Source organism: Vibrio sp. T3Y01 (genome assembly GCF_013114525.1).
Classification (GTDB): domain Bacteria; phylum Pseudomonadota; class Gammaproteobacteria; order Enterobacterales; family Vibrionaceae; genus Vibrio; species Vibrio chagasii_B.
Genome location: NZ_VTXJ01000006.1, coordinates 179,033 through 191,721 on the forward strand (window position 1 = coordinate 179,033; position 12,689 = coordinate 191,721).

Below are 12,689 nucleotides of genomic sequence, written 5' to 3' on the forward strand. Positions count from 1 at the left end.
CGAGTAACGTTCAGTGCACTAGTTTTTTCCTGAATAACGGAAAGCCTCTCGAGTTAATTGGCTCAGCTCTTGATCATCCATTTTGTTGTGCACCACGGTGATTCTGCCTAAATAGATCAACGGCACTTCTGTTTGTCGACCTTCCAAGTGAAACTTAATCGCTTCTGCCGTAGCAACACCCAGATCGTCGCTCATTCTCATAGGGGTAGCATCAAGCTCATCAGAACGGATTTTTTCTATTTCTTTTGCGGTGCCGCCCCAACCTGTCACATATATCTCAGACAGCATGTCAGCTTCACTAAGCGCGTCCACCGCTCCCATCGTCATTGCCGTATTAGCATTGTGAACCATGGTCACTTCCGGAAAGTTACCGAGTACTAGGCGGATCCCATCGGCCCCTCCAATTTTTTGATACTGCCCAAAATGCTCATAAACCGTTAACCAATCGCCTTTCTCTTCAACACAATCGATAAAGCCTTGTGAACGTTGGGTGTCGGTGATGCCAGGAATACCTCGGTTCGCGGAAAACTCAACATCATTACCTAACTCTTGAACCACGTGATCACACAACACTTTCGCGCCCATCTCACTGGAAAAATCAAACCAGCTATCTGGCTGATGTGACCACTGCTCGTTAGGGGTATGGAAAGCCCAAATGAAGGTTTTAAAGTCGGAGGACGCCGACAGCTTTTGAATGTTTCCGGCTTGAATATCCAATTCTGAAGGTCCAAAAATGACGAAGTCATACGGAGTATCCGAGCTGAGCACTTGTTCCGTGTATTGAGTTTGCAATGAGTGTTCAATCTGCCTTGATGTGAATTCATCAATCTCAAACCTGAGCTCCAAAGCGATCAGCCTTTCCTTTAGCGCAACGAAATTACGTATCCAAAAATCGGAAATATCTGCGCTTGGGTAAATTAAAGCGATCCTTACGGGTTTTTCAGACGATTCTGCTACAAGAGAAATAGGCTCACCACTCACAGTCTCTTGAAATTTTTCAAGTTTTTTAAAATCATCGTCACGCCTTTCTCCATCAGCCCTCACAGTTAGTGAAACCATAAAACAAGCAGTTAGAAGCAAAGGTAAAAGGATTTTATAATTTTGACCCAGCATAAATGTTACCAAGTGTTTGAATGTTTATTAACAATATTATAAATATAGGGCGATAATAATTTAAAGAACTTTTATAAAGCTGATGAATAAAATATTTAACTTTGCAAGTGCATTGCTTGCTATCACTTGCAGCTCAACAAGTTTTGCAGGGTACCCAGAAGACGTATTTTTCAAATACGCAGAAAATAAGGTTACGCGTGCGGTGTCTTACCAAACCACTTGGGGAGGACCAACTGCAGGCCCTGCGATACGCCATGAAAAAAGCATCATTTTTGTTGCATCGGACCTGCGTAACGGTGGTGTTTATGGTGTGGGGAAAGGCCTATCTGAAGCGATCTCAAAAATTGATTGGCACCTACGTTTTGTCGATGGTTTAGGATCTGAGGTTCGCCAAGGGGCAGCCATTAGAAAAGCAATCGGCTTTCAACCCGATGCCATTGTGCTTGGTGGTATTGATGCTGTACGTCATCAAAAGATCCTAAAACAAGCCCAAGATTTGGGCATCACCATCATTGGATGGCACGCCACAGAATTAGCGGGTGGAAATCCTGAAATTGGTCTGTTTACCAACATCACAACCGATCCTCTGGATGTAGCAGAAATCGCTGCTTTATTGTCTATTGTTAACTCAAAAGGCCAAGCCAAAATTGTGGTTTTCACCGACCCAAATTACGAAATTGCGATGATAAAAGCGAATGCAATGGTGGATACTATCAAACAGTGCCGCCAGTGTGATGTGCTTGAGCTGATCTACCTTCCACTCGATCAGATCGACCAAAAAATGCCATCTACCTTGAAGATGCTTGATAAAAAATATGGTGACAACATCACCCATATTTTAGCGATTAACGACCTATATATCGATTATGCCATCCCCTCCTTAGAGTCAAAAATCGAAGATAACAAGTTGATTCCCAATAACATTTCGGCAGGCGACGGCAGTAAAGCCGCGTACAAAAGAATCAACAGAGACAAGTTCCAGTCTGCGACCGTTCCTGAGCCTCTATACCTACAAGGTTGGCAAATCGTTGACGAACTCAACAGAGCGTTTAATAACATGCCGCCTAGTGGTTATTCTGCGCCTGTTCATCTCGTCACGCCAAAGAACGTAGCAGAGCTTATTAACAACGAAACGACTGGCATTTATGACCCTAAGAATGGCTACCGCGAAGCGTATCTGAATATTTGGAAGCCACAATGAAATTCAATCAAATTAACATTACCCAGCGCTTCATAATATCCAACTTAATATCACTACTTATCGTAAGCTTCGCGGTCATCATGGTGATTCGCTCTTTGTATTATGTCGAATCAACGCTTAAAACAGAAACCTCTACACATGTCTCCGAGTTGATTGTAAATTCCGAGATAAGTCGACGAGTTTTTACCTTGACCTCTCGAGTAAAACTACTCGAACAGACCTTTCTATTCAGCGAGAATACCTTGTCTGAAGAGGCTTTTAACGTTGATTTCCAGCTGCAAAAACTAAGAGATTTGTCTACAAATGAAGGATTTTCACAGAAAATAGATGCCTTTATTGACAACTTCCACCGTTTCTTAGGCAGTTCACTTGCGCTTAATCGAATCTTAAAACAAACCAATCAAATTGATGCCACCTTAGCAGCCCAACTCAATAAGCTGGAGTTTGCTATTGCTGACAGTAAGCTGAAGCACCTCAATCAAAATGACTTTATTCGATACAACAATGAGTTGGATCTGATGAACATGCTGAGGGAATCTTTTCTGACTTCCGGAAAAATGGTCGGTGACATACACAGCCGCATTACACCAGAAACAGAAAAAGTGCTGTTAATCAAAGTCGAAAAAGAGCTCGATATCTTCTTACTGCACTTAGAAAACGTTGATATAAAAACAGCAGCGGTAATCAGCGAGAAGCAGAAAATTCAGAAAACAGTTAAACGCTATAATGCGGCACTTAAACGAATTCGTGCCAACCTAGAACAACGTTGGCTGGTCATGGCTTCTCTATTGGATGCACAAAGCGATCTATTAGAAATGGTAGAAAATACAGAGTCTCGTGTTCAAAACCAAGCTCTGGCCCTCACTGCTCAACTAGAAGAAGAGATCGGTGAGTCGCGCTTTAACGCAATTATCATCAGCTTTTCTGCCGTTATCTTGTCACTGCTGTTACTTAACCATGTCGTCAGACACCATATTCAAAAACCACTCAACGCACTTAAGCATGGTTTCAATCGTTTGGAGTCTGGCAGCCTAAAAGAGCCTATCGCGCTTGGTAGAAGCGATGAATGGTCTCATTTAGAGAAAGCCTACAATGACATGGCTGGTAGGCTGTCTGAAGCGTATTTGGACCTAACTGAAGAGAAAAAGAACTTCGACTTTCTTGCCCACCACGATCCGTTAACAGGTTTAGCAAACCGACTGTTAGCTACGAAGAGATTAGATGAGGAGATTAAACGGTCTCGAGAGCATAACTCATTTTTCTTACTGCTCTATCTGGATATTGATGAGTTTAAAACCATCAATGACTCGCTAGGACACGGGCAAGGTGACAACCTGTTGATCAACGTATCAAATATTTTGACCACGCTTGTTGGCAACAATGGCTTCTTCGCACGAATGGGCGGCGATGAGTTTATGGTCGTGTTCTCTGACATCAGCTTAAGTGAAGGTGAACAACTGGCAGACCGACTAAACCAATCACTCCGCAAACCTTACTATGCCGACAACAACTCGATATTCGTTGCTGCAAGTATAGGCGTGTGTGAGTACCCTACTCATGGCTCAAGTGGTGAAACTCTAATCCGAAACGCAGATACTGCCATGTATCACGCCAAGCGCAATGGCAGAGACCAATATCGCGTCTATGCCGACAAGATGACTCATGAAGTCAATGATCTTATCGAAACCAACATGGGCTTGCATCAGGCCATTGATAATGACGAACTAGAAGTGTTCTTCCAACCAAAAGTCGATCTGGACACGCAAGAGATCATTGGTGCTGAAGCGCTAGTCCGTTGGCGACATCCTAAGTTGGGCCTTTTGCCTCCGGCTGGTTTTCTGGAAGTCGCAGAGAAGAGTGACCTTATTATCGACATTGATAAGTGGGTATTTAAAAAAGTAGCTAACCTCATCACCGACTGGCAACGCTCAGGAATCGACTTGGAGGGGGTAACTTTCTCAATCAACTTCTCTGCTCGGATGTTTTACATGACCGACCTCGCCGAGCAACTCCAAGTAATACTCGATGAGACAGATTGTCAGCCACATCAACTGTTACTTGAGATAACAGAAAGAGACATGATGCGAGATTTCGAGACCTGTTCGAGAACGATAGAAGTGCTTCATTCCAAGGGCTATAAAATTGCCATTGATGACTTTGGTACCGGATATTCATCTCTTTCGGTTCTAAAAAACCTGTCCGCTGACTGCGTCAAATTAGACCGTAGTTTTATTGAAGACATTAACTCATCCAAGGTCGATTACGAGATCACATGTGCAGTATTAAAACTTGCTCAGATACTTGATTTTTCAGTCATTGCGGAAGGACTTGAAACACAAAGCCATGTCAAAACCTTACGCCAGATAGGCTGTAAATACGCGCAAGGCTATTTCTTTGCTCAACCTCTACCTATAGATGACTGGGTCTCATATTTTGTTGGCAATACGGAGCAAACATCACAAGCATCAGTATAGGCTGTCGCTTCAAGCTCAGTGGAGTCAGTGGTTTGTACCCTACTCCAGACGTAATAAAAGCGTCTGGAGTGGGTCTACGAAACCACCACTCAGCTAACGAAAGCGCTAAGCCGAGACCTCTTTTGCTGCGGCTTTGATCTTGGCGCGTAACCACTTGTGGCTTGGTTCGTTAGTGCGGCTTGGGTGCCAAATCATACACATATCGAGGTTGTCCAATTCGAATGGCAAAGGGAGTGTTTTCACCTTGTACTTTTCGGAGAAACAACGCACCGATGACATAGGTAGCATTCCGATGTAATCAGAACTCTCGATCACTGGCAGCATCTCAACGACCCCTGCAGCTCGGTACACTACCCTACGCTTTTCTAAGTCTCTGAAATGATCAGAGCTCAATAAGCTTCGGCGTGCGTGCCATTTTGATACCACAACATGCTCAAGTGACAAAAACTGCTCCATATCGATGGTATCACCGATTGACGGGTGATCTTCTCGGCATACAACCACCAGCTCTTCAGTGGAAACGACCTCGTGCTTGAGCGTCGTTCTTCCTTTTGGCGTCATATCAATGATCACATCATGTCTTTGCAACCTTAGGTCAGACTCGTAGTCTTCAGTAAACAAAGGGTGAATTTCTAAGGCAATACCCGGTGCTACCTGGCTAATCAGTTGCATCACCTTAGGCATCATTTCGTAGCTCGCCGCCGACACACAGGCGATAGAGAACACGCGGCCGGAGGTTTTAGGGTCAAAGTCTCTTGATGCAGACAAGGTCGACGTAAAGTTCTTCAGTGCGGCCGCCATCGCTGGGTAGATATCCATCGCGAAAGTAGTTGGCTCAACACCTGAAGTGGTACGGTGAAACAGTGGCTCATCATAAATATCTCTCAGCCTTGCAAGTGCTTTACTCACAGCTGGCTGACTAATATCCATGCGGCTAGCAGCTCTAGACAAGTTCTGCTCTTCATAGATAGCGACAAATATAGGAATTAGATTTAGCTCGGTACTTTTCATACAGTTCCATATTAAAGAAGCAGGTTCCCTATAGTAGGGAACCTGCTGATTTTGTTCGATGCGAATTGCTAAAAGTTGTGCGTAATGCCTCGATAAACCTTGAATTTTTATAGGTATTTCAACGAAACAAGAGCATCACGTGGCTACTTAGTTTTATCTTTTAAGTCTGGCAAGGCTTTAGGAATTTTCAAGCGACTTACAATCGACCGCGAAGAGCCTGGTTTTCTATTTGTATTGGTAATGGGTAGCTTTTTTAACCCTTGCAACAAACGCTTGAACACGCTTTTATTTTCATGACCTTGTTGAAGAGCAGTACTGTCCTCTTGCCATGAATTTTCATTACTGGCTTTTACCAACTCTAACTCAGAAGTGTGTTGGCGCAATTGACGGTAAATAAACGTTCGCAGTTCTGCCCATTCTCCTTGTTTAATCAAACGATGGACAACCAACCAAGTCGGTGTTGGTCGAGCCGCGTAATAACGCTTACCAATAACAAACAGCACCGCACCTACTAATAAGATTAAACCAATCGTTATGAATACCGACATATAGGCTTTAATAAAAGAACGTAATGTGTGCTTGGCTTCAAACACTTCGCCCTTAATAACAATATCTTCTAAACGTTGCTTATCACTATTCCACCACTGAAACGAGAACTCAGGGAGTGTCAGTTCGCCACCTTGTTGAATTACGTAGACCGATTCTTCAATTCGGCTTGAACGGTAATCCCCGCGTTCTTGTGTATCATCAAGACGGTTCGGTTGCGGATAAGCTTGGTATTGCTGTGTAGATTCGTTAGTTAGTACATTAGGTAACAACACAGATAAGCTATCTTTTGCCTTAATGGTGACGGTTCGAGTGATCGCATCTCCTACCTTCAGCTGATCGCTAGAGCGTTGCCACTTTTGTTCAACCTCAACATCCGTTGCTGCGAACCAAGGCGAGTTGTCACTCAATAACCCTGAAGGTAGCGAAGCTTCAAACTTAATCGGTTGTGTATAAAGTGTACCAGTCACGTTTGACCCGTCGGGAGCCGACACCTTAAGAGTTACAGGTAAAGTCGGAATCACAAATGAACCTGATGCCATTGGGTAAAGTGTGATTTCCCAGCGTTGACGAGACCAAGTAGTACCACCTACTCTCTCGGTGTAATTCGTTGCAAGCTGATTACGCTGCTTAGCAATCACATTCGGAATTTCGACACTGCCAATTCGCGTACCACCAGTAAACCAGCGTGGTGTTGAGACTTCGATATTCAAAATTACTTGTTCATTCACACTCACCTTAGTTGGCGCTATCTTGTCGCCCTGCTTAGGTTTTTCTCCCACCCACGCAATCAATTCAACATCGCCACTGCGTTGCAAATCATAAATATCAAGGGCATAAGCTGAAGGCGAACAAAGAGCAATAATTAACCCCAACAACATCATACTGAGACCATGTCGTAGACGGTTTGACGGCTCGGTTGGTTGAGAGTCTCTATGCTGACCGAGAGACAAAGACTGACTGAAGTTCATTACTTTTGCTCCTGGTTAGATATTGTTGAAGGTTCGCGCAATTGGATTTGAAACTTAGCTCGAAGGAAATACTTAGGATCTGCCTCTACTCGCTTGAGCCATTTATCGGCTAACTCTTGGCTACCCAAAATCTCATTGGCGTTGAGCGTCTCTTTAAGCATTAACTCCGCAACCGTCTCTTCTTCTGCACCATCCCCCGTACGCGGTTTATCGTCATCCAGTTCAAATGACTCTTCAGGTCCATCCGTCGTGCCCGCTTGGCTTTCACTGGTTCGGTTTACCTCTTCGACAATGCCATTGACCACTGCTAAGTTGTGCTCCACATCAGGCTTTAGATTAGGGTCAAGATCTGGCTTCTCATTCAAGCTTTTAAGGAGATCACGCGCTGCTAAGTATTCTCGTTGCCTCGCCAACGCACTGGCCGCGTTGTACAAACCAAAATCACTGTCGACTTGTAAGAAGGTACTATGAGCAAGCTTAAACTCACGAGCGTAGTAGTAAGCGACACCTTTCCTAAGTGGATCCTCAAAGTGTTTCGCCGCTTCTAGATACTCTTGTTGATTTAACAATCGCTGACCCTGTTGGTCCGGAGTCAGCCATAAATCCCACCACCATTGGGCGGTTTTATCCCAAGCCGATAATGTTTCCACTTCAGCGGGTCTGTCCGCCGTCAGATGAACCGTTTTTGCCATTGTATTTGGCGTATAAAAGGCACCTGTCGTAACAACTCCAATTAGACACCACTGCACGAGCCAACCTTTTCGGAACCAAAGCAACATGATCAAAGCAATAGGGAACAACAAGCCGTAACCCATGTCTTTCCAAGGCATTGAAGACTCACCATTGAGCTGCATATTGCGCTCAACCGCACTGTTAAGCGCTTTTATGTCAGAGTCATCTACTGTCACTTCAATCAAGCGACCACCGGTAGCCTTGGCTAGCGTGCTCAATGAATCAAGGTCTATTGGGTTATTACTCACAATTTGGCTATTACCCGCGGCCAAGATCAACAGCTGGTAACTGTTTTCATTAAAGAACTGTTCGTACGCCTTTATGGTCGTAGGATTCACGCCATCAGACACTAGCAACACAGTCGAACCCGGTTCACCAGACAATTGCTGATCAACCAAAGGCAGTGCTTTTTCGGCTGCTTTACCGTCAACCGGCATGATTTCGGGTGTGATCGCCGCTAAGAAAGGTTCGAAAACCTTGCTATCTTGAGTCACAGGCATTGCGACATGGGCACTGCCTGCATAGACCACTAAGCCTGTATTCCCGCCTTGGCGCGCCGCTAACAAATCTCGGATCTTCTGCTTAGAACGCTCTAAGCGACTAGGAGGTAAATCCTTTTCAAGCATGGAATCACTGTTATCGAGTACCACTAACATCGAGGCTTTATCTTCTCCAAATGGCGATGCTTCACGCTGCCACGTTGGGCCGGAGCAAATAATGATCGCGATGGTCACTATCACCATCAGTAGCTTGAGCGGCAGCTGTTTACGCCACCCTGTCTCACCAATTGTTAGTGCATTGCGTAAATGCTTTGGAAGAATGTCTTTCCAGCTCGGTTTAGTCTCTTCACGCCAACGCAACCAGAGTAAGAAAAACATCGGCACAAATGCTAAGAGCCAAAGTGGGCGAATAAAATGAAACTGAGTAAAAAACTGTTGAATTGCGAGAGAATCAAACATCGCTCTCTCCTTTCGTTTCAGAGTTCAATAAACGCATCGTGCGTCGACGCCTTAACGTAGCTAGACTGAACGCCGTGAGATACATGACGACAACGACCGCCATCAGATAGTGGTGTAAGCCCTGCTTTGGTCGATATGTTGTACTTTCATATAACTGGGGTTCAAGTTGACCGATCTGTTCGTAGGCTGTACTGAGTTCATCACGGTTAAGCGCTTCAAAAGCCTCACCGCCAGATTCAGAGGCTATTCGATTGATGGTCTCCATATCCAAAGCAACTTCTCCGACAGTCTGAGGATCTCCCATCGCAATCACGTGGATACGTACACCTTTTGCCTTGGCAACCTTTGCAGCATCGATAGGTTCGACAAAGCTGCCCGTATCATTACCGTCCGTAAGAACAATCACGACTTTCTCACGCTCGATATCGTTTTGGGCCTGTTCGGCAGACATTTGCTTACCGCTCTGCTCAAACACTTTTATCGCTAAGCCAATCGCATCGCCCAAATGAGTGCTCTGCCCGGCCATCGCCACATCTGTTTGATTTAAGAGCTCAAGCCATACATCTTGATCGGCAGTAAATGGAGTTTGCACAAACGCGGCATCACCAAATAGAATCAAGCCCAGCCGGTCACCCTTCCTAGTTTTCACAAAATCCGCTAACACCTCTTTTGTTGCTTCCAAACGTGAGATTTTCTTGCCTTGCTTAGATGTGAAGTCTTGCTCTGCCATTGATCCAGATAAATCAACAACCACCATGACATCCCGACCAAGCTGTTCACGAACCTGAGGCTCACCTAGAATGGTTGGCTTAGCCAGAGCGCAAACAACCAACACCCAAGTAATGATGAGTGTGGTACGTTGCCACCAGCTTGGCGTCAATTGACTTGCCCCTTCAGAAGGTGCTTCGCCAATCGCTTCTACCAATTCGTGGAAGAACGGCACTTTAATGGCCATTTGTTTGGTTCGATAAGCCGGCACCGCTAAGTAGACCAACAGAGGCAAAGGCAGCGCAACGAACCACAACGGATGTGCAAATTCAAAACTAGAAGAGAAGAGACTAATCATTTACTTGCCCCTCAACCGCCAGTTGAACATCAGGCTTATGGAGCTTTAACCACATCATTGAGGTTTGAATCACTTCCGAGCGCTGTTCAAAGGTCAAGCGTACCTTGGGATCAATGAGGCTTTGCATCCATAGTTCTGAGATTTCCTCGGCAAAGAATGCGTTGTTACTCTCTGTTTGCGCGTTGACAGGAAGGTGAGCATTCAAACGTTTTACATAAGCTTGTCCAAACAACTTTGCATTGCTGCTGTCTAAATAACGGAGTACAACTTTAAGCACTTTAAAAGCCTGCTCAGGGGAGTTTTTGTCTCTCGCATCCAATAACATCAATTCATTAAGTGCTTCTTTTCGGTAGCGATTATTCCACCACCTTAGCGCCAAACGATAGGCCAGGTAGAGAGCCGCTAATAACAAGATAACGCCAAGGATCTTCCAACCTATCGTTTGTGGAGCCCAGCTAACACTATTAGGTATCGCCACATCGTGCAGCTCACGCAGGATATAAATACTAGGAGGCGTATGTTCGACTGTCATTTAGCGCCCTCCCACTAACTTTTGTAACTGGGAAATATGATTGCCAGACGTGTCTAATTCGATATACGGAAGGTTTTTCATCGCCATTAATTTAGCTAGAGATTGTTTTTGAAGTGCCGCTTTCTGAGCCAGGCTCTCGCTTGCAAGGTTGACCTTAGATTGGCTATCTAGGCTCAATTGAAAGCGACCATCACCCACCACCCAGTTTGCACTCGCAAGATCTCTTGGCAGTGAACGCTCTAGTGGGTCAGTGACCATGATTGCGAGGATATCGTTATGCTGCTGAAGTTGTTTCAAACGGTCTACGTGGTGCTCTTGGCAATCACGCCAATCGCTAATGAAGATTAACGTCGACTGTTTTAACCTCATTCGCTTAATCAATTCGATCCATTGAGTAAAGCCGACTCCCTCATTGTCACTCACATTTACACCCAAACTCTGGTTCGCTTTAGCAAGGTGTTTGAGTTGGGATAGCAAATCAGACTGAGAACGTTGCGCTTTTGTGTGAAATAGCTTTTGGTGTGAAGCCAAAACAAAACCGACGCGGTCTCCATCCTTAAGAACCCGCCAACCACACAATGCCGCCACTTCCGCGGCAACGACGGACTTCATGGTGTCTTGAGAGGCAAAGAACATAGAGCTGCGTTGGTCTACACAGATCATCACATTGCGGTCTTTTTCTTCGGTATAGCTACGAACATGTGGTTTCCCGGTTCGCATGGTGACTTTCCAATCAAGGTTACGGATATCATCACCCAGTTGGTAATGTCGTAACTCTTCAAAGTTCAAACCACGACCACGAAATAACGAGTTGTGTCTTCCCGAAAGGACACTGCCCGCTTTTAGGTGAGGCAACAGGGAAAACGACTCAGCTTGCGCCTGTATTCGCACTAACTTTGAATAATCACAGTACAGTCTTGGATCAAGGCCTTGCGATTTGGGAGCTTGTGTTGGCTTCGCCATGACGCCCCCTTATTATCCGATCTCTACGTTATCAAGTAGCTCTTCAACGACTCTCTGATGGTCGACCCCGTCAGCAAGCGCATCGTAAGACAGTGAGAATCGGTGCCCCAACACAGTTGGCAGCATTGCACGAACATCATCCAACGTGACGTGGTCACGCCCTTGTAGCCAAGCATAAGCGCGAGCACACTTATCTAGAGCGATAGAAGCACGTGGACTCGAACCAATTTCAATCCATTTGGACAAGTTAGATTCTGGGTAACGTTCCGGCTTTCGAGTTGCCATAACTAACGCCACGATATAGTTTTCAACTAAATCAGACACCGCGATTTCTGGAAGTTGGCGCCGTGCCTCAAGCACTAATTCAGGTTCAATATGCTGCGGAGTCACTAGCTCGGAACTGGTCTCATTGCCTAGCTCTTCACTGCGAACCAAGCGAATGATGTCACGCTCTGCTTCATCTTCTGGGTAATCAACCGTCACTTTCATAATGAAACGGTCCATTTGCGCTTCAGGTAGCGGGTATGTACCTTCTTGCTCAACTGGGTTTTGAGTAGCGAGTACCATGAATAGGTCAGGAAGGATGTGAGTTTCACCACCTACTGTGATCGTGCCTTCAGCCATCGCCTCAAGCAGTGCCGCTTGTACTTTAGCTGGCGCACGGTTTACTTCATCGGCGAGGACAATACTGTTGAAGATAGGCCCCGGTTGGAAGTGCAGTTGAGGTTTCCCGTCTAGCTCTTGATACACCTCTGTACCCGTCACATCTGATGGCAATAGGTCTGGTGTGAACTGGATTCGACCAAAACTGGTATTTAATAAGTTGGCAAGCGACTTTACTGAACGTGTTTTCGCTGTGCCAGGAAGCCCTTCTAAAAGCACATGCCCATTGGTCAATAACCCTATCACCAGAGCCCGAACGACGTGGCTCTGTCCGATAACACTTTTTTCTGTTTGTTCAATCAGTTGGTTTATTGCTTGCTGCGCATGGTTCATAGGTCTTCCTTTATTCAAACTGGCTGCGTACATCCTACTCACAAGCTCGATAACTATTGGTTATACACGCAATAAGTGGTTATGGTGTAAAACGTTACAACCACCATAACCAAGCTAACCTCATC

The 12,689-nt window shown here is 45.3% G+C and carries 10 protein-coding genes; 2 read left to right on the plus strand and 8 right to left on the minus strand.

Translation table 11 applies throughout. The annotated features are described in order from the left end of the window. Positions 1 to 18: 18 nt before the first annotated feature. Complete coding sequence (locus tag F0232_RS08740) at positions 19 to 1,113, minus strand: substrate-binding domain-containing protein (protein ID WP_105058116.1); 1,095 nt, start codon at positions 1,111 to 1,113, stop codon at positions 19 to 21. An 82-nt stretch (positions 1,114 to 1,195) separates the two neighbouring features. Between F0232_RS08740 and F0232_RS08745 the strand changes: the two genes are divergently transcribed. Further along, entirely contained in the window at positions 1,196 to 2,314 is a 1,119-nt protein-coding gene (locus F0232_RS08745) for a substrate-binding domain-containing protein (RefSeq protein ID WP_061031040.1), read from the plus strand. Continuing rightward, positions 2,311 to 4,788: an EAL domain-containing protein gene (locus F0232_RS08750; protein WP_171750742.1), complete on the plus strand. Its 2,478-nt coding sequence runs from the start codon at positions 2,311 to 2,313 to the stop codon at positions 4,786 to 4,788. Before F0232_RS08745 ends, F0232_RS08750 begins: the two co-directional genes overlap by 4 nt. Positions 4,789 to 4,893: 105 nt before the next feature. Here F0232_RS08750 and F0232_RS08755 read toward each other — a convergent pair whose 3' ends face one another. The 7 genes from F0232_RS08755 to F0232_RS08785 form a co-directional block, all read right to left on the minus strand. Next, on the minus strand, positions 4,894 to 5,799 hold the full coding sequence (locus F0232_RS08755) for a LysR family transcriptional regulator (RefSeq protein WP_105058114.1): 906 nt from the start codon (positions 5,797 to 5,799) through the stop codon (positions 4,894 to 4,896). Positions 5,800 to 5,942: 143 nt separating this feature from the next. Next, positions 5,943 to 7,229, minus strand: a complete 1,287-nt coding sequence (locus F0232_RS08760; RefSeq protein ID WP_239930690.1) for a BatD family protein — start codon at positions 7,227 to 7,229, stop codon at positions 5,943 to 5,945. Positions 7,230 to 7,315: 86 nt separating this feature from the next. Continuing rightward, the gene (locus F0232_RS08765) at positions 7,316 to 9,007 is read right to left on the minus strand and encodes a VWA domain-containing protein (protein ID WP_105058112.1); all 1,692 of its coding nucleotides are present in this window, start codon (positions 9,005 to 9,007) and stop codon (positions 7,316 to 7,318) included. Beyond that, entirely contained in the window at positions 9,000 to 10,073 is a 1,074-nt protein-coding gene (locus F0232_RS08770) for a VWA domain-containing protein (protein ID WP_105058111.1), read from the minus strand. Before F0232_RS08770 ends, F0232_RS08765 begins: the two co-directional genes overlap by 8 nt. Beyond that, positions 10,066 to 10,605, minus strand: a complete 540-nt coding sequence (locus F0232_RS08775; RefSeq protein ID WP_105058110.1) for a DUF4381 domain-containing protein — start codon at positions 10,603 to 10,605, stop codon at positions 10,066 to 10,068. Before F0232_RS08775 ends, F0232_RS08770 begins: the two co-directional genes overlap by 8 nt. Beyond that, positions 10,606 to 11,568, minus strand: a complete 963-nt coding sequence (locus tag F0232_RS08780) for a DUF58 domain-containing protein (protein WP_061031046.1) — start codon at positions 11,566 to 11,568, stop codon at positions 10,606 to 10,608. It abuts the gene before it with no gap. 12 nt (positions 11,569 to 11,580) lie between these two features. Next, complete coding sequence (locus F0232_RS08785) at positions 11,581 to 12,564, minus strand: MoxR family ATPase (RefSeq protein ID WP_105058109.1); 984 nt, start codon at positions 12,562 to 12,564, stop codon at positions 11,581 to 11,583. Positions 12,565 to 12,689 lie beyond the last annotated feature (125 nt).